The sequence below is a fragment of the Nesterenkonia marinintestina genome (assembly GCF_025420485.1).
GTDB lineage: Bacteria > Actinomycetota > Actinomycetes > Actinomycetales > Micrococcaceae > Nesterenkonia > Nesterenkonia marinintestina.
The window spans coordinates 1-16,750 of record NZ_JAOEFD010000011.1; the positions used below are offsets into that span (position 1 = coordinate 1).

Below are 16,750 nucleotides of genomic sequence, written 5' to 3' on the forward strand. Positions count from 1 at the left end.
CGCCGTATGTCGAAGCCCGGCGCACCCACGTAGGGGAGCGCCCGCCGGCTCACGGTCACCCCGCCTCACCGTCCCGCGCGCAGCGGCACCGGCGGCTGAAGGTGCCGCCGGGTGCGCAGCACGGCGAGCAGCCACCGCTGGGTCCGCTCCCAGGAGTGCCAGAGCTGTTCGTAGCCGAGCCGGTCGGTCATGAACCCCAGCCCGCGGCTCTCGAAGTCCCGTCCCCGGTCGACGGCGATTTGGCTCGGAGAGGTGTGGAACGCCCGGCTGTCGGCCTCCAGGATCCAGGACCGACCGACCAGCAGATCGACCCGGCCGACCCCCGGGATGAACACCTGGGGCTGCACGGGCACCCCGCGGCGCTGGAAGAACAGCCGCAGACGGGTCTCGGACCCCGACTGCGCCAGCGGTGAGAAGTGCTGTGCGGCGCGGCGGGCACGCATGGGCACCGTGGCCAGCAGGTGCTCCGCTTCTGCCTGATCGAGTGCGCCTCGATTCACCGCCGATTCGAGGACGATGAGCCCGGTCTCCTCATCGTGGCGGTGGAGCACCTGCGCCACCGCGTCGGCCACCGGCAGCACCGCCGACCTGCAGACGGTCACCAGCCGGTGGAACTGCACTGCCCGCGGCGGGACGGTCGGGGACGGCGCACCGGGGTTCAGCGCCACGTGAAGGTCGGTCTGGTGGGGCACCCACAGTTCGTGCAGCTCGCAGGCGCTCAGGCAGCCGAGACGTCCGCCCAGCTGCACGGCGCGCACCGCCGGCTCCGGCGAACGGCTCTCGGCGAACCACCCCCGGCTGACTCGGTGCAGGCGTCCCTGCGACAGCAGCTCGGACACGTGCCTGCGCTCGACGCCCATCTGCGCCAGCTGACTTCTGGTGAACGGTCCCGGATTCTCCACGGGATCGACCCTGACATGCGGCCGCCCACCCCCGCTGAGGCGATCCACACCCTTGTGGAAAACCTCTCAGACGATGCTCATCTATGAGGGCGGTTCGGGCTTCCCATATACGGAAGCCCGAACCACCCTCATAGATGAGTGACTCGGTCACGCCCTGACACCAGGCTCACCCCGCCGAATCCCCCTCGAACCGGCACCTCACCGCGTCCCCGTGCGCCGGCAGACCCTCCGCCTCGGACAGCGCCGCCACATGCCCGGACACCTGCTCCAGACCCGCCCGGTCGTAGCGGATCACCTGCTGGGACCGCAGGAAGCTGGTCACGTTGAGCCCGGAGCTGTAGGCCGAGGCGCCTCCGGTGGGCAGCACGTGGTTGGATCCCGCGCAGTAGTCGCCCAGCGACACCGGGGAGAACGTGCCCAGGAAGATGGCCCCGGCGTTGCCGATCCGGTCCGCCCACACCTGGTCCTCGGCGGTCATGATCTCCAGGTGCTCGGCCCCGTAGGCCTCGGCGATCTCCGCGGCCTGCTCCAGCGAATCCACCACCAGCACCGCGGACTGCGCCCCGCTCAGCGAGGCCTTCACCCGCTCCGCGTGGCGCGTCTGCGCGGCCTGGTCGGCCACGTGTTCGAGCACGTCCTCGGCCAGGGTCATCGAATCGGTGACCAGCACGGCGGCGGCCAGCTCGTCATGCTCGGCCTGGGAGATCAGGTCGGCGGCGACCACCGAGGCGTCGGCGGTGGAGTCGGCGAGCACCATGATCTCCGTGGGTCCGGCCTCCGCGTCTATCCCGACGACGCCCTGCACCGCCCGTTTGGCGGTGGCCACGAAGATGTTCCCGGGCCCGGTGACCAGGTCGACCGGGTCCACCACGCGCAGCCCCTCCGCGTCCCGGGCGCCGAAGGCGAACATGCCCACGGCCTGGGCCCCGCCGACGGCGTAGACCTCCTCCACCCCGAGCAGCCTCGCGGCGGCCAGCACGGTCGGGTGCGGGTATCCGCCGAAGTCGGGCTGCGGGGGCGAGGCGATGGCGAGCGATTCGACCCCGGCCACCTGGGCGGGCACCACGTTCATCACCACCGAGGAGGGGTACACCGCCTGTCCGCCGGGCACGTACAGCCCCACCCTCCGGATGGCGGACCACCGGTTGACCACCACGGCCCCGGCCCCGAGTCGGACCTCGGAGGAATCGGGCAGCTGGGCGGTGTGGACTTCGCGGGCGCGGATGATGAGCTCGTCGAGCGCACTCCGGATCGCCGGGTCCAGCTCGGTCAGGGCTGAATCGAGGGCGCTCTGCGGGACGCGCAGCGACGGCGGCCGCACCCCGTCGAACTGCTCGGAGAGGTCGAGCAGCGCCTCGGCTCCGCCGGTGCGCACGTGTTCGAGGATCGGCGCCACGGTCTCGGTGGTGGTGGCGATGTTCTGCTCCGGTCGCGGCAGCACCGAGGCGACGTCCGGGACGGTGCCGCGCAGGTCCTTCAGGGTGAGCATGATCCTCCTGGGTCGGGTGGCGGCGCACGGTCGCGGCGGCGCACACCCCCATTCTCACTCATCGGTCCTCGTGGAGGAGACGTTCAGCGATCGATGGGAAGACATGTCACGATGGTTCCGTCCGAGGCGCCGCCGTGTTCCCGCGCGGCCCGGGCCCGGAGAGTCAGACGCTCAGCCCGCCCCGGGCTGGGCAGGTGCCACAGGAGGTCGCGTGTTCTCAGCGCAGACGTCGACGTCGTCCGCCCCGCAGGATGATCCCTCCGAGCCGGCGGAGGAGGTCACCGACATCGTCGAGGAGAACGTCCCCGACGGCGTCCAGGCCCTGATCGCCGAGGTCGGCCCGACGATGGGTCTGCTCATCGGGGTGGGGATCTCGGTGGTGTTCGCGTTCCTGGTGATGGTGGCTTCGGCGATCATCCTCAAGCAGATCTTCCGGAAGATGCCCAGCGCGCAGCGTGCGGTGAACCGGACCCGCATCCCGGCGTTCGTCACGGTGACGCTGATCGGTTCGCGGCTGACGCTGGGGATCGTCACCACTGATCATCAGGATGTCTGGTATCTGGTGTTCTCGTACGCGCTGCTGGTGTCGATCGTGGTGTGCGCGGCCTGGTGGGCGCTGCGGGTGGTGGGGATCGTGGAGGCGGTGGTCCTCTCGCGGTTCGCCGATGAGGAGAGGGTCGATGATCGTCGCAGCCGCCGGGTGCAGACCCAGGTCTCGCTGATCCGTCGGGTGATGTACGCGATCATCGTGACGATCGCGGTGGCCGCGGTGCTGCTGATGATCCCGCAGGTGCAGGCGCTCGGGGCGGGGCTGCTGGCCTCGGCCGGTGTGATCTCGGTGGTGGCGGGTCTGGCGGTCCAGTCGACGCTGACCAATGTGTTCGCCGGGGTGCAGCTGGCCTTCACCGATGCGATCCGTGTGGGCGATGTGATCGTGATGGAGGACGTCTACGGGGTGGTGGAGGACATCACCCTGTCGGCGGTGGTGGTGAAGATCTGGGATGAGCGGCGGGTGATCTACCCGTCCAGCCACTTCACCACGGTGCCGTTCGAGAACTGGACGCGTGTGGGCACGGAGATGATGGGCACGGTGGATGTGGATCTGGACTTCCGCGCGCCGATGGATGAGATCCGTTCCCGGCTGAAGCGGCTGCTGAAGTCGACGACGCTGTGGGACGGCAAGGAGTATTCGGTGCAGGTCTCGAAGGCGGAGTCCGGGGTGCTGCAGGCCCGCTGCACGGTCTCGGCGCGGAATTCGGCGGATCTGTGGGATCTGCAGTGTCTGGTGCGTGAGGACATCGTGAACTTCCTGCGGCATGAGCATCCGCATGCGCTGCTGGCCACGCGGATGGTGATCGACTCCGGTGAGGAGGACCGCGACGGCCGGCTCTCGGTGCGCACCGGGCAGTTCGGTGCGGTGCCGGAGGACGGGGCGCGACGCTCGGAGGTCGACGGTTCGGGGCCGCACTACGAGGATTCTCTCGGTCGGTCCACGGACACTCGGGAGTTCCCGTCGACGTCGCATCCGGACACCGATGAGCATGAGTTCGTCCGCCGCTACGGCACGGCCGCGGAGCCGTCGGCGTATTCGGACGACCAGGACACTCCGCTGACCCGTGCGGGGGCGGGGGCCTCCCTGTTCACCGGGTCGATCAGTGCGGTGGAGCGCAATCGCGAGTTCGGCGGCCCGGGGGAGGATGCCTACCGGGAACGCCGTGAGTGGCTCGACGAGCACCACGGCACTGGGGAGATCGAGACCGCAGAGGTCTCAGAAGACGGCAACGACCGCGACGTCGACCGCACTCGCGGCACGGACGACGACGGCGTCAGCGGCCCGCGCTGATCGGCTGCCGGGCCGAGTCGCCCTCGGTTCCGGGCTGCGTCTCGCCGACCTGCGTCTGATCAGCGTGTGCGGCCCGGCGCGGCGGTCCGGGGAGCGAGATCCGCTTCGGCGCCGGAGCATCCGCCTTCGCGGCTGAGGCTGCGGCCTCCTGCTTCTGCGCCTGCTCGGCCTCCTGCTTCTCGGTCTTCTCCTGCTCCCGGGCGGCCTTCGCGGCGGCCTTCTCCTCGGCGCGGGCCTCCTTCTGAGCCTGGGCTTCGGCCTGCTTCGTCGCCTTGGCCTCGGCCTTCTCCGCCTTCCTGCGCTCCTTCTCGAGGCGCCGCCGTTCGGCAGGGGTCTGGAAGGCGCCGTCCGGTGCCGGGGAGGCGACGTCGACCTGCTCGTCGGCGGCGACGGCGGCCGCGGAGTCCCGCTTGTTGTACGCCCAGCGCACCACGGAGTCGGGCATGACCTTCAGGGTGGCGGTCACCGCCTGGTAGGTGCGGGAGGGGACGTGCACCTTGGCACCCTGCGCGTTCGCGGCCAGGCCCTCCCGGACGACGTCGTCGGCGTTGAGCCACATCCACCCCTTGGCGCGGTCGACGCTGATGCCCGACCGGCCGTGGAACTCGGTGCGCACCAGGCCGGGGCACAGTGCGGTGACGACGACGCCGTGGCGGGCCAGCTGCTCGTGCAGGGCTTCGGAGAAGTTGATGACGTAGGCCTTGGCCGCCGAGTAGGTGCCGGTGGAGGTGTACCCGGCCACCGAGGCGACGTTGATGATGCGCCCGCCGCGCTGCCGGCGCATGGTCTGGGCGGCGGTGTGGCACAGCTCCAGGGTGGTCTGCACGTGGAGGCGGAGGAGCTTGAGCTCGTCCTCCAGCTCGGTGTCGGCGAAGTCTCCGGCCAGCCCGTGGCCGGCGTTGTTGACCAGCAGGTGCACCGGCTGGGTGTGGTCGGCGAGCCGGTCGCGGACTGCGGCGACGCCGTCGTCGGTGGTCAGGTCGGCGACCAGCCGACGCGCTCGGATCCCGTACTGCGTGGTGAGCGTATGGGCCTGGGTGCGTAGCCTGTCGGCGTCGCGGGCGACGAGGACCAGCTCGTAGCCCTGGGCTGCGAGCTGGCGGGCGAACGCGGCGCCCAGACCTGCAGTGGAACCGGTGATCAGAGCAGTGGGGAGAGCCATGCCTCCATGGTAGATCGGAGGGCGTGTGATGTGGCACACGACGCACAGGTTTCCGCCCCTCGAATTGCTTCGAATCTTCAGCGTTTCCGGTGGTCAGGAAGCTTTGAGGGTGCTGTGCCTATCCTGGGTGTCCGCCTCGCGGACGGGTGCGGGCGGGCGGTGGAACGGGCGGCGAAGGAGGACGCATGCGGTGGCAGAGACGGGTGGAATGGGGCCGGACGGAGCTGGCTCAGAATCAGTGGGCGGTGTTGGAGGGGCAGATCGACGCCCCGGACATCGGCGCCGCGGAGCAGGTGCTCGACGAGCTCACGGGGTTCATGGAGCCCTTCCGCGCCGACGTGGAGGGTCGGCCGCTGGCCGGGGACTCCGACGGGCAGCTGGCGGTGGTGCGGCGCCGGGCGGACGACCGGCGCGGCCGGAAGGTCCTCTCGGTGTGGTTCCTCGCCGCGGGACCGGTGGGTCAGTGGACCCCGCACGCCTTCGACCGGCTGGCCTCGGCCACCGGTGAGCTGGTGGACGGGCTGATGGCCGAAGGGGTGCAGATCGATGAGATCCGGTGGATCGAGCACCCCTACGTGGAGCGGCCGTTCTGAGTCGGGTGCGGGGCTCGCACCCTGGGGCTCACAGCTCGCCGAGGCGGTGCAGGTGGTCGACTTGGGCGCCGATGATCTTCGCGGTGACGACGGAGCCGGCGGGTACGCTCTCGCCGTAGATGAGTGCGGCGAGCTGTTCGTGGTCGGTGTCCGGGCCGTGGGTGCGCAGCAGCTCCCGGACCTGGTCGAGCCGGTCGTGGCGGTGCTGCAGGTACTGGGCGACGACGTCGCCGAGGCTGTCGAGCCGGGGTCCGTGGGCGGGAAGCACGGCGGCGTCGTCGCCGTGGACGCGCAGGCGCTGCAGGCTCTCCAGGTAGTCGGTGAGCGTGCCGTCGGGGAAGTCGAGCATGGTGGTGCCGCGGCCGAGGATGGTGTCTCCGGTGAGCATGGCGCCGGCGTCGTCGGGGTCGGCGTCGGAGGTGCGGTCGGGGGCGATCCACAGGCAGATGGAGTCGGCGGTGTGGCCGGGGGTGTGGATGACCTCCACGGTGCGTGAGCCGGTCTGCAGGGTCTCGCCGTCGATCAGCGGCGCGGGGTCGGCGGCGGTGACGTCGTCGGTGCTGTCGGGCGCGGCGTCGGGTGCTGTGTCGGGCGCGGGCCGGCACTGCTCGGCGTCGAATCCGCGCACCGGTGCGCCGAACCGGGCGGCGAACGCCTCGGCGGCGCCGGTGTGGTCCCGGTGGCGGTGGGTGACCAGGATCTGGGTCACGCGGCGTTCGCCGACCACCTCGGCGACGGCGTCGAGGTGCTGGGGGTGCCCGTCGGGGCCCGGGTCGACCAGCACGACGTCGTCGTCGCCGGTGCCCAGCACGTAGGTCAGGGTCCCCTCCAGGGTCATGGGGGAGGGGTTGTCGCACAGGATGCTCCGTGCCCACTCGGTGGTCCGCATGCCACCACCCTATGACCCGCCGGAAGTGAGGACACCAGCCGCACTGTCGGCGGGTCATCTCACTTCCACCTGGTCACGCGGGCACGTGACCGCCGTAGGCTGGGGGTATGAGCAGCGAACAGCACTCCACCAAGGGCGCCTATGTGACCGGGGGAGAGTTCACCCGGGACACGAACTACATCGAGGATCGGGTGGTCGCCGACGTCGACGCCGTCCGCGCCGCACCCACCGAGGAGTCCTCGAAGATCGGGGACCCGCACATGCAGGGCCTCACCGAGGGTGCGGAGGCCTGGCCCGTGGAGCCGGGCCGCTACCGCCTCGTCGCCGCCCGCGCCTGCCCGTGGGCGCACCGCTCCATCATCATCCGCCGCCTGCTCGGGCTGGAGGACGCCATCTCCTTGGCCACCCCGGGTCCGGTGCACGACGCACGCTCCTGGACCTTCGACCTCACCGAGGGCGGTCGGGATCCGGTGCTGGGCACCGAGCGGCTCCAGGAGAACTACTTCGCCCGGTTCCCCGACTACCCGCGCGGGATCACGGTGCCCGCACTGGTGGACGTCCCCTCCGGCGGGGTGGTCACCAACAACTACCCGCAGCTGACCTTCGACCTCTCCACCCAGTGGCGGGCCCACCACCGGGAGGGTGCTCCAGACCTGATCCCCGACGACGCCGTGGAGGAGATGCTGCCCCTGATCCGGTTCATCTTCACCGAGGTCAACAACGGGGTCTACCGCTCCGGGTTCGCCGGGGACCAGTCCGCCTATGAGGACGCCTACGACCGCCTGTGGTCCGCGCTGGACAAGCTGGAGGAGCGGCTGGGTGAGTCCCGGTATCTGATGGGTGATCACGTCACTGAGGTCGACGTCCGGCTGTTCACCACTCTGGTCCGCTTCGACCCCGTCTACCACGGGCACTTCAAGTGCAACCGTCAGAAGCTGACGGAGATGCCGAACCTGTGGGGCTATGCCCGGGACCTGTTCCAGACCCCGGGCTTCGGGGACACGGTCGACTTCGAGCAGATCAAGCGTCATTACTACGAGGTCCACGAGGATGTGAACCCCACCCAGGTGGTGCCGAAGGGCCCTGAGCTGGGGTCTTGGCTCGGTGAGCACGGGCGGGAGCGTCTGGGCGGTTCGCCGTTCGCCGAGGGCGCCTCGGCCCCGGGGCCGGTCCGTGCGGGTGAACAGGTACCCGGGATAGTCTGAGGGCTGGACACCCCACCGGTCAGGAGGAGAGCCCGCATGTCGAGGACCGATGAGCTGGAACGGAAGTTCACCCGACGATTCGTCGCCGTGGGTGATTCCTTCACCGAAGGCGTCGGTGACATCGACCCGTCGAGCCCCAACGACGTCCGCGGCTGGGCCGACCGCGTCGCCGCGCAGCTGATGAGCAACGACCCGTCGTGGGGTTATGCGAACATCGCGATCCGCGGGAAGAAGCTCGAGCAGGTCATCGATGAGCAGCTGCACGCCGCCATCGACCTGAAGCCGACGCTGCTGACCTTCTACGCCGGCGGCAACGACATCATCCGGCCCACCGTGGACCTGGAACGGCTGATGGCCCGGTATCGGGCGGCGGTGAAGAAGCTGCGGGAGGAGACCGATGCGCAGATCCTGCTGTTCACCGGGTTCGACTCCGCCAAGGCGCCGATCTTCAACATGACCCGCGGGCGCACCGCGATCTACAACGAGCATGTGCGCAAGGTCGCCGAGGACCTGGACTGCGGGATCGTCGACTTCTGGAACATGAAGCGGCTGCAGGACTGGGCGTTCTGGGATGTGGACCGCCTGCACCTGGGCATCGCCGGGCACACGCTGATGGCCAAGGAGGTGCTGCGGGTGCTCGGTGAGACCGACGAGATCGACGACCCGGAGCTCGACGCCATGCCGGCGGTCTCCCTGTTCGACCGCACGAGGGAGAACATCACCTGGGGTCGGGACCACTTCTACCCGTGGCTGAAGCGCCGGGCCACCCGCACCTCCTCGGGTGACGGGATGTCCCCGAAGTACCCGCAGCTCACCGACAAGGTCTGGTGAGCCCGGGCCCGTGACGCCTGCAGAGGCTGACGCGAACGCGCGCTTCGTCGCCGAGCACATCGCCCACCGGTACCTGGAGTTCAACCCGCTGACCAAGTGGCCGGGGCATCGTGGGGCGCTGAAGGTGGAGGCACGGGGCCGGGGTCTCTCGGTCTCGGAGTACGCCAACACTATGACGTTCTTCGACGACGGGGTCTGTGTGGGCGCGACCACCGGTCTGGTCAGCTCGCTGATCGGCTACAGCGCCTCGAGGCTGGCCCGGTCCAAGCGGGCCACACGGGAGATCCTCGAGACCGCCGGTATGCCGGTGCCTTCCGGCACGGCCTTCAGCGCCGACGGCGCAGTCCGCGCGCGGAGGCACATCGAGGAGATGCTCCGGACGGATGCTGAGCGTCGGTTCGTGATGAAACCGTCCGACGGCAACGCCGGTCGCGGGATCACTACGGGGATCGGCGCGGGCGAGGAGGTCGCCGGGGCGTGGAAGCGTGCTCAGGCGGCGTCCAAGGACGGGGAGATCATCATCGAGGAGCAGGTCGCCGGAGTCGACGTGCGTGTCTTCGTGGTCGGGGACCGGGTCGTGGCCGCGGCGGTGCGGATCCCGGCCCATGTCATCGGCGACGGCTCGCGGTCCTTGGAGGACCTGGCCGAGGAGTACACGGTGACCCGCCGGGTGAACGCCTACTTGGGGGCACGGGATCCGTATGTCGACGCTCGGCATCTGGCCCGTCGGGAGCTTACCATGGAGTCCGTCCCGTCGGAGGGTGAGGTCGTGTTCCTCAACGGGACGACGAACATCTCACAGGGCGGGATCAGCGTCGACGTGACAGAGGTGATCGCCCCCGAGCTCCTGGACGTCGCGGTCCGCGCCGCCCACGCAGTACCGGGCTTGGGGACCGCCGGGGTGGATCTGCTCGTCCCCGATCTGAGCACGCCGGAGGGCGCGCATGTGATCGAGCTGAACCCGTCGGCAAACTGCTCGATCAACCAGTTCCCCGCCTACGGGCAGGGACGTGACGTCTCCTCGGCGCTCATCGAGGAGATGCGCCGCAGCCGCACCTGACACACGTCGCTCCCCGCCGGATGGTCCGACGGGGAGCGACGCGTGTGTGGGTCAGGCGGGACCCGGTCAGCCGCCGAGGACGGCGTCGAGGGTCTCGTTCCAGATGCTCAGGGCCTGATCGACCTCGGACTCGTTCACCACCAGGGCGGGGATGAACCGGACGCACTGGCCCCACGGACCGCAGGTCAGCAGCACCAGCCCGCGTCGGGCCGCCTCCTGCTGCACGGCCGCGGCGGTGGCGCCGTCGTACTCGCCGTCGGCGTCGCGGAACTCGTTGGCCAGCATCAGGCCCAGGCCGCGCACGTCGGTGATCTGCGAGTGCCGCGAGGCGGCCTCCTCGAGACCGGCCTTCAGCTGTGCGCCGCGGGCGGCCGAGTTGGCGACCAGGCCCTCCTCCTGGATGACCTCGAGGGTGGCCAGGGAGGCCGCGCAGGCCACCGCGTTCGCGCCGTAGGTGCCGCCCTGCGAACCGGGCCACGCCTGGTCCATGAGCTCCTGCTTCGCCGCGATCCCGGAGAGCGGGAACCCGGAGGCCAGCCCCTTGGCGGTCATCATCACGTCGGCCTCGACCCCGAAATGGTCGTTGCCCCAGAACTCGCCGGTGCGGCCCCAGCCGGTCTGCACCTCGTCCAGGATCAGGACGATGCCGTGCTTGTCGGCGCGCTCGCGCAGCCCCTGCAGGAACCGGGTGTTGTTGGGCACGTACCCGCCCTCGCCGAGGACCGGCTCGACGAGGAACGCGGCGGTGTCGTTCGGCGCCGACTGGGTGGCCAGCACGGTGTCGAGCTCGCGCAGCGCGAAGTCGGTGGTCTCCTCCTCGGACCAGCCGTAGTACGGGGTGTTCGGGTACGGGGCCACGACGACCCCGCCCATCAGCGGGGAGAAGCCGGCGCGGACCTTGGTGCCCGAGGTGGTCATCGAGGCGGCGCCGATGGTTCGGCCGTGGAAGCCGCCCTGGAAGACGACGATGTTGGGACGTCCGGTGGCCTGGCGGGCCAGACGCAGCGCGGCCTCGGCGGCCTCGGAGCCGGAGTTGGAGAAGAACACGGAGTTCAGCTGGGAGGGCAGCACCTCGCCGAGCCGCTCGGTGAGGTTCAGCAGCGGCTTGTGCATGATGGTGGTGTACTGCCCGTGGATGAGCTTGCCGACCTGCTCCTGGGCGGCGGCGACGACCTTCGGGTGGCAGTGGCCGGTGGAGGTCACGCCGATGCCGGCGGTGAAGTCCAGGATCCGACCGCCCTGGTCGTCGTAGAGCCAGACGCCCTCGCCGCGCTCGGCGACCACGCCGGTGGCCTGCTTCAGGATGGGGGAGAGGTTGGTCATGCTGACTCCTTGTCACGGTGATGAGGGGGACGGTTCTCAGCCTGTCACACCTCGGACCGTCATACTGGGTGTGTGGGGGCCGCGCGGATTGTTGCCGACCGGGCTGTGACCTAGGCTACTCACAGAGTGCAGGGGATGTCAGCCGTGCCGCGTCATGCGGGCTGACGGAGCCCTGTGCAGCGGCTAATCAGACGGCGGCGAGGTGTCCGCGTCGGGCGATTCAGGAGGACCATATGGCAGAGGCTCAGAGCATCACTGCGCAGCACGAGTCGGAGGCGATCTCCGCGACGCCCAAGCAGCTCTACATCGACGGGCAGTGGGTGGACGGTGAGAACGGTGCGACCATCGACGTCATCGACCCTTCGACGGGCCGGGCGCTGTGCCAGGTGGCCGACGCCAGCGTTGAGGACGGGTGGACGGCGATGCGCGCCGCTGAGCGCGCGCAGGCCGATTTCGCGGCGATGCCGCCGCGTCAGCGCTCCGACATCCTGATGAAGGCCTTCCGGCTGATGCATGAGCGGGTCGACGACCTCGGTCTGGTGATGACCCTGGAGATGGGCAAGCCGTTGGCCGAGGCCAAGGGGGAGGTGGCCTACGCGGCCGAGTTCTTCCGGCACTTCGCGGAGGAGGCCACCCGCATCGACGGCGGCTACCAGGTGTCTCCGACCGGCGGTGCGCGCTTCCTGGTGACCCGTCAGGCGGTGGGCCCATGCCTGTTCATCACCCCGTGGAACTTCCCGCTGGCGATGGGCACCCGCAAACTGGGTCCGGCGCTCGCGGCCGGCTGCACCTCGGTGCTCAAGCCGGCGGCGCAGACCCCGCTGACGATGCTGAAGCTGGCGGAGATCCTGCACGAGGCCGGGGTGCCGGCCGGTGTGGTGAACATCCTGGTCACCTCCACTTCGGGCAAGGTGATGGAGCCGCTGATCCGTTCCGGGATCGCACGGAAGCTGTCCTTCACCGGGTCGACCGGTGTGGGTCGGCGCCTGCTGGAGCAGTCGGCTGAGCGGGTCCTGCGCACGTCGATGGAGCTGGGCGGCAACGCCGGCTTCGTGGTCTTCGACGACGCCGACGTCGACAAGGCCGTCGAGGGTGCGATGCAGGCGAAGATGCGCAACTCGGGCGAGGCCTGCACCTCGGCGAACCGGATCTTCGTGCACCGTGACGTCGTCGACGAGTTCTCGAAGAAGCTCGCCGGGCGTATGGGCGATCTGAGCGTGGGCCGCGGCGTCGACGACGGGGTGAAGGTCGGTCCGATGATCGATGAGACGCAGCAGAACAAGGTCGCAGAGCTGGTCGACGACGCCGTCTCCGGCGGTGCGAAGGTGCTGACCGGCGGTTCCAAGCCTGAGGGCGACGGGTACTTCTACACCCCGACGGTGCTGACCGACATCCCTGAGGGCGCCCAGATGTGGACCGAGGAGATCTTCGGCCCCGTGGCCCCGGTGAGCGTGTTCGACACCGAGGAGGAGGTCATCGAGCGGGTGAACTCCACCGAGTACGGGCTGGTGAACTACGTCTACACCGAGTCCCTGCGCCGCGGGCTGCGGGTCTCGGAGGCGCTGGAGTCCGGCATGGTCGGGCTGAACCAGGGCGTGGTGTCGAACCCGGCCGCGCCGTTCGGCGGGGTGAAGGAGTCGGGCCTGGGTCGCGAGGGCGGTCCGAACGGCATCGACGAGTTCCTCGAGGTGAAACTCATCGGCATCGGCATGGACTGAGGTCTTCCTCTCCTCCCTCTCCCTCTCTCCATCGAGTCCCCGATCCCTGCGGCGTGTCGGGCCGAAGACGGCCCGAACTGCTGCAGAGATCGGGGACTCGATGTGTGTGGGGTGAAGATCATCCGTCCAAGCCGCGGGAGCGGAGGGCGGCGGTGATCTTCGCCAGCCCGGGTTCGAAGCGCGGACGGGCGTGGCGATCGGTGAGCCGCACCTCCAACCAGCCGCCGGCCGCGGCGCGTTCGCTCCGGGCGACGTCCCGTTCAGCCTGGAGCGGGTCCGCGTGGCTCCGTCCGTCGTACTCGACCGCCACCCGGAACTCTTCACTGCTCAGGTCCGGGTCGTGCAGGTATCGGCCCTTCGAGGTGAAGATCGGCACGTTGACGGCGAACTCGGGCAGGCCAGCGTGGTGCATCCGGTAGCGCAGCTCCGTCTCCCGCGGCGAATCGGCCCCGACGCGCGTGAGCGCCGCCGCCTCGCGCAGGGCACGGACGCCCCGGACCCCGCGGCGCATCCCCGCGACCTCCCGGAGATCCGACGGGGAGGTCAGGGCAAGTCCGTCACCGTGGAACCCGAGCTCGCCGAACTCCACGCGAGGTGAACGGACAAGCTGATCGGCGAGCATCAGCAGCTCCAACGCGCTGCGGCGGTGGGCCAGGTCGGAGACCGTCCACGCGGGGCTGGTCAGCAGAATACCGTTCCGTTCGACGACGTGCTTGGGCGGGATCCGCACCTGATGCCCGACGACGAGCCCACCGCGGATCATCGGCTTGGCCCCGTCGATCCGCGTCACGTGCAGGGGAGTGCTGAGCATCCCGGGTTCGCCTGAAGCCCATGCTGCGGCGCCGTCACGCTTCCATGTCGGAAGCGGCCTGGCCCACGGCAGTGATAATCCGTGGAGCGCGGCGGCCGTGTGGTGGGAGGCGACGTGGACGCCGTCGCCGGTGATGGACCGCAGGGTCTCACGGATCGGATCCTCCGGGATGCCGGGTGTGTAGAGGCCGTGCCCCAGTCGGGTCAGCGTGCTGCTGCGCAGACCGTGGCGGATCTCGTCGTCGTCGAATCCCGCGGAGAGCAGGTGGTGCCGGCGTCCCAGGTGCTGGGGCGGGATGGTCGGTGCACGGCGACGCCTGTCGGTGGGCGGGGTCGGCAGGGCTCCTGGCATGGGGACAGTCCACCGGAGATCGGGCCGGACTGCGCTGCGTTCTCCACAGGCCTGCCCCACCCCTCATCGAAACCCCGATCTCTGCAGCACTTCGGGCGGTTTTCGGCGCAACACGCCGCAGGAATCGGGGACTCGATGGAGGGGAGGGCAGGGAGTCGATGGTGAGTGGGGGAGGCTTGCCGTGGCACCCGCGGTCGAGGATGATTCCCACATGACCGCTCCGATCACCGCGCCCTACACCAACCCGGATGCCCGCTCGTGGCGCACGGAGCCGATGCGAAAGACCTCGCTCGATTTCCATCGGTCGCTGCCCCACTACGCCCCGACCCCGCTGATCCCCGTGCCCGCCCTGGCCGAGTCCCTCGGCGTGGGAACGGTGCTGGTCAAGGACGAGTCCTCCCGCCTCGGCCTGCCGGCCTTCAAGATCCTCGGCGCCTCCTATGCCGTGGCCCGAGCGCTCTCCGCCCGCCTCGGCGAGCCGCACGCACTGCCCCTGGACACCCTGCGCGAACGCCTGGGGACGAACAGCGGCCTCTCCCTGATCGCCGCCACCGACGGCAACCACGGTCGCGCCGTGGCGCACGTCGCGCACCTGCTCGGACTGCCCGCCGCCATCTGCGTACCGCCGGGCGTCGCCGAGGAGGCGAGGGAGGCCATCGTGGCCGAAGGCGCGGAGCTCACGGAGCTGGACCTGCCCTACGACGAGGTGGTCGACCATGCCGCCGAGCTCTCCGGCGGGGACGCCCTGCTGATCCAGGACACCTCGTGGGACGGCTACGTCGACGTGCCGCAGTGGATCGTCGAGGGGTACATCACCCTGGCCCAGGAGATCTACGAGGAGCTCGCCACGAGCGGCGTCGACCAGCCGGACCTCGTCGTCGTGCCGGCCGGCGTCGGCTCTCTGGCCCATGCGATCGTCCAGCACTACCGCTCCACGACACACGCGCCGGCCCTTGCGGTGGTGGAACCCGAGGTCGCACCCTCGGTGACCACCGCGCTGCACACCGGCGCACCAGTGTCAGTCGCCACTGGAGAGACGATCATGATGGGGATGAACTGCGGCACGGTCTCCGGAATCGCCTGGCCGACGCTGCGGGACGGGGTGGACGCCTCCCTGACCGTCACAGATGACCAGGCACGCGCCGCCGTCGCGGAGCTGCGAGACTTCGGCGTCGACTCGGGCCCGTGCGGTGCCGCGACGCTGGCCGCACTGCGCACGATCTGCGACGACGACGAACTGCGACGGAACCTCGGCCTCGGACCGGACTCCGTGGTCGTGCTGCTGAGCACCGAGAGCACCGCCGCGAACCCCAAGGGCAGCTGATGACGTCCGGGGGTTCAGCGGAGTCCTGGCGTCACCAGCTCCATCAGCTGGCGGAGACCGCCTTCGAGGAGCACCGCACGGCTGAGTTCGTGGCCGAGGTCCTGCGCTCGCTGGGGCTCGACGTCGCCGTCGGTGTCGGAGGGACCGGGATCGTCGGCACCCTGAGGCGCGGCACCAGCGAGCGGGCCATCGGACTCCGTGCGGACATGGACGCCCTGCCGATCCGGGAGCGGACCGGGCTCAGCTTCGCCTCCCGGCACGAGGGGCGTATGCACGCCTGTGGCCACGACGGACACATGGCGATGGTCCTCGGAGCCGCCGAGCAGCTCGTCGACGATGACTTCGACGGCGCCGTCCACTTCGTCTTCCAGCCGGCCGAGGAGCCCGGACGGGGTGCCGCGGCGATGATCGGGGCCGGGCTCTTCGACCGCTTCCCGATGGAGGCGATCTTCGGCCTGCACAACATGCCGGGACTGCCGGCCGGGGTGTTGGCGACCCGTCCTGGGCCGATCATGGCCGGCGAGGAAAACTTCGTCATCACGGTGACCGGCCGGGGCGGCCACGCCTCCGCTCCGCACCATCTGATCGACCCGCTGGTGGTCGCCGCGCACATCATCGTCGCACTCCAGAGCATCGTGGCCCGCAGCGTCGACCCCGTCGACTCGGCCGTCATCTCCTGCACGGACATCACCACCGACGGCGCACGCAACGCCGTCCCCAGCACTGTCCGCATCACCGGCGATGCCCGCAACTTCGCCCCCGACGTCAGCACGCTGCTGGAGACGCGCCTCCGCGAGGTCGCCGAACGGACCGCCCAGGCCCACGGGGCGACGGCGGAGGTCAGCTACACCCGTGAGTTCGCCACCACGGTCAACCATTCGGAGGCCACCGCCGCGGCGGTCCGCGCCGCAGCGCGCACCGTGGGCGAGGAGGGGTGTGATGCTGCGACGTCGCCGATCATGGCCAGCGAGGACTTCGGTCTGTTCGCAGACCGCGTGCCGGCGAACTTCACCCTGATCGGCAACGGGATGCCCGGGGAGCGTGGCGGAGTGCCGCTGCACAGCCACGACTATCAGTTCGACGACGCCATCCTGCCCGCCGGGATCCGGTACTACCGCAGCATCGTCCACGAGCTGCTGGCCCCACCCTCGGCCTGACCCGCCCCACCCCTCATCGAGACCCCGATCTCTGCAGCACTTCGGGCGGTTCTCGGCGCAACACGCCGCAGGAATCGGGGACTCGATGGAGG

General features: G+C 70.0%; 14 protein-coding genes. 8 read left to right on the forward strand and 6 right to left on the reverse strand.

What is annotated here, in order from left to right:
* Positions 1-65: 65 nt before the first annotated feature.
* Together N7E59_RS09165 and hisD are read right to left on the reverse strand one after the other, a co-directional pair.
* The gene (locus tag N7E59_RS09165) at positions 66-902 is read right to left on the reverse strand and encodes a type IV toxin-antitoxin system AbiEi family antitoxin domain-containing protein (protein ID WP_261624631.1); all 837 of its coding nucleotides are present in this window, start codon (positions 900-902) and stop codon (positions 66-68) included.
* 166 nt (positions 903-1,068) lie between these two features.
* Positions 1,069-2,391: a histidinol dehydrogenase gene (gene hisD, locus N7E59_RS09170; RefSeq protein WP_261624632.1), complete on the reverse strand. Its 1,323-nt coding sequence runs from the start codon at positions 2,389-2,391 to the stop codon at positions 1,069-1,071.
* Positions 2,392-2,602: 211 nt separating this feature from the next.
* Here hisD and N7E59_RS09175 point away from each other — a divergent pair, with 211 nt between their 5' ends.
* Positions 2,603-4,234 carry a mechanosensitive ion channel family protein gene (locus N7E59_RS09175; protein WP_261624633.1) on the forward strand — a complete coding sequence of 544 codons (1,632 nt, stop codon included), beginning with the start codon at positions 2,603-2,605 and terminating at the stop codon, positions 4,232-4,234.
* Here the strand turns inward: N7E59_RS09175 and N7E59_RS11845 are convergent.
* On the reverse strand, positions 4,218-5,396 hold the full coding sequence (locus N7E59_RS11845; protein WP_315943009.1) for an SDR family NAD(P)-dependent oxidoreductase: 1,179 nt from the start codon (positions 5,394-5,396) through the stop codon (positions 4,218-4,220). The two genes, N7E59_RS09175 and N7E59_RS11845, sit on opposite strands and share 17 nt — an antisense overlap.
* 185 nt (positions 5,397-5,581) lie before the next feature.
* Between N7E59_RS11845 and N7E59_RS09185 the strand changes: the two genes are divergently transcribed.
* Positions 5,582-5,989 carry a hypothetical protein gene (locus tag N7E59_RS09185; protein ID WP_261624634.1) on the forward strand — a complete coding sequence of 136 codons (408 nt, stop codon included), beginning with the start codon at positions 5,582-5,584 and terminating at the stop codon, positions 5,987-5,989.
* Positions 5,990-6,017: 28 nt separating this feature from the next.
* Here the strand turns inward: N7E59_RS09185 and N7E59_RS09190 are convergent, their stop codons facing one another.
* On the reverse strand, positions 6,018-6,878 hold the full coding sequence (locus N7E59_RS09190) for an MBL fold metallo-hydrolase (RefSeq protein WP_261624635.1): 861 nt from the start codon (positions 6,876-6,878) through the stop codon (positions 6,018-6,020).
* Positions 6,879-6,985: 107 nt separating this feature from the next.
* Here N7E59_RS09190 and N7E59_RS09195 point away from each other — a divergent pair, with 107 nt between their 5' ends.
* Genes N7E59_RS09195 through N7E59_RS09205 form a run of 3 tightly spaced genes read left to right on the forward strand, consistent with a single transcriptional unit; the run spans position 6,986 to position 9,974 of the window.
* Positions 6,986-8,083: a glutathione S-transferase C-terminal domain-containing protein gene (locus N7E59_RS09195; RefSeq protein ID WP_261624636.1), complete on the forward strand. Its 1,098-nt coding sequence runs from the start codon at positions 6,986-6,988 to the stop codon at positions 8,081-8,083.
* A gap of 36 nt (positions 8,084-8,119) precedes the next feature.
* Positions 8,120-8,914, forward strand: coding sequence for an SGNH/GDSL hydrolase family protein (locus N7E59_RS09200; RefSeq protein WP_261624637.1), 795 nt, complete (start codon positions 8,120-8,122; stop codon positions 8,912-8,914).
* A gap of 10 nt (positions 8,915-8,924) precedes the next feature.
* A complete protein-coding gene (locus N7E59_RS09205; protein WP_261624638.1) occupies positions 8,925-9,974 on the forward strand; it encodes an ATP-grasp domain-containing protein in 1,050 nt (349 codons plus the stop codon).
* Positions 9,975-10,040: 66 nt separating this feature from the next.
* Here the strand turns inward: N7E59_RS09205 and N7E59_RS09210 are convergent, their stop codons facing one another.
* Positions 10,041-11,297, reverse strand: a complete 1,257-nt coding sequence (locus tag N7E59_RS09210) for an aspartate aminotransferase family protein (RefSeq protein ID WP_261624639.1) — start codon at positions 11,295-11,297, stop codon at positions 10,041-10,043.
* A 233-nt stretch (positions 11,298-11,530) separates the two neighbouring features.
* On the opposite strand from N7E59_RS09210, the gene N7E59_RS09215 reads away from it, so the two are divergent.
* Positions 11,531-13,015, forward strand: a complete 1,485-nt coding sequence (locus N7E59_RS09215) for an NAD-dependent succinate-semialdehyde dehydrogenase (RefSeq protein WP_261624640.1) — start codon at positions 11,531-11,533, stop codon at positions 13,013-13,015.
* 118 nt (positions 13,016-13,133) lie between these two features.
* On the opposite strand, the gene N7E59_RS09220 is transcribed toward N7E59_RS09215, so the two are convergent.
* A complete protein-coding gene (locus N7E59_RS09220) occupies positions 13,134-14,177 on the reverse strand; it encodes an endonuclease domain-containing protein (RefSeq protein WP_261624641.1) in 1,044 nt (347 codons plus the stop codon).
* A 211-nt stretch (positions 14,178-14,388) separates the two neighbouring features.
* Here N7E59_RS09220 and N7E59_RS09225 point away from each other — a divergent pair, with 211 nt between their 5' ends.
* On the forward strand, positions 14,389-15,501 hold the full coding sequence (locus N7E59_RS09225) for a diaminopropionate ammonia-lyase (protein ID WP_261624642.1): 1,113 nt from the start codon (positions 14,389-14,391) through the stop codon (positions 15,499-15,501).
* Positions 15,501-16,658: an amidohydrolase gene (locus N7E59_RS09230; protein WP_261624643.1), complete on the forward strand. Its 1,158-nt coding sequence runs from the start codon at positions 15,501-15,503 to the stop codon at positions 16,656-16,658. Before N7E59_RS09225 ends, N7E59_RS09230 begins: the two co-directional genes overlap by 1 nt.
* Positions 16,659-16,750 lie beyond the last annotated feature (92 nt).

Bases quoted from the DNA above. Each gene is read 5' to 3' on its own strand.
- hisD (WP_261624632.1), bottom strand. From the start codon at position 2,391: ATGCTCACCCTGAAGGACCTGCGCGGCACCGTCCCGGACGTCGCCTCG.
- N7E59_RS09225 (WP_261624642.1), top strand. From the start codon at position 14,389: ATGACCGCTCCGATCACCGCGCCCTACACCAACCCGGATGCCCGCTCG.
- N7E59_RS09210 (WP_261624639.1), bottom strand. From the start codon at position 11,297: ATGACCAACCTCTCCCCCATCCTGAAGCAGGCCACCGGCGTGGTCGCC.
- N7E59_RS11845 (WP_315943009.1), bottom strand. From the start codon at position 5,396: ATGGCTCTCCCCACTGCTCTGATCACCGGTTCCACTGCAGGTCTGGGC.
- N7E59_RS09230 (WP_261624643.1), top strand. From the start codon at position 15,501: ATGACGTCCGGGGGTTCAGCGGAGTCCTGGCGTCACCAGCTCCATCAG.
- N7E59_RS09215 (WP_261624640.1), top strand. From the start codon at position 11,531: ATGGCAGAGGCTCAGAGCATCACTGCGCAGCACGAGTCGGAGGCGATC.
- N7E59_RS09190 (WP_261624635.1), bottom strand. From the start codon at position 6,878: ATGCGGACCACCGAGTGGGCACGGAGCATCCTGTGCGACAACCCCTCC.
- N7E59_RS09220 (WP_261624641.1), bottom strand. From the start codon at position 14,177: ATGCCAGGAGCCCTGCCGACCCCGCCCACCGACAGGCGTCGCCGTGCA.
- N7E59_RS09195 (WP_261624636.1), top strand. From the start codon at position 6,986: ATGAGCAGCGAACAGCACTCCACCAAGGGCGCCTATGTGACCGGGGGA.
- N7E59_RS09185 (WP_261624634.1), top strand. From the start codon at position 5,582: ATGCGGTGGCAGAGACGGGTGGAATGGGGCCGGACGGAGCTGGCTCAG.
- N7E59_RS09200 (WP_261624637.1), top strand. From the start codon at position 8,120: ATGTCGAGGACCGATGAGCTGGAACGGAAGTTCACCCGACGATTCGTC.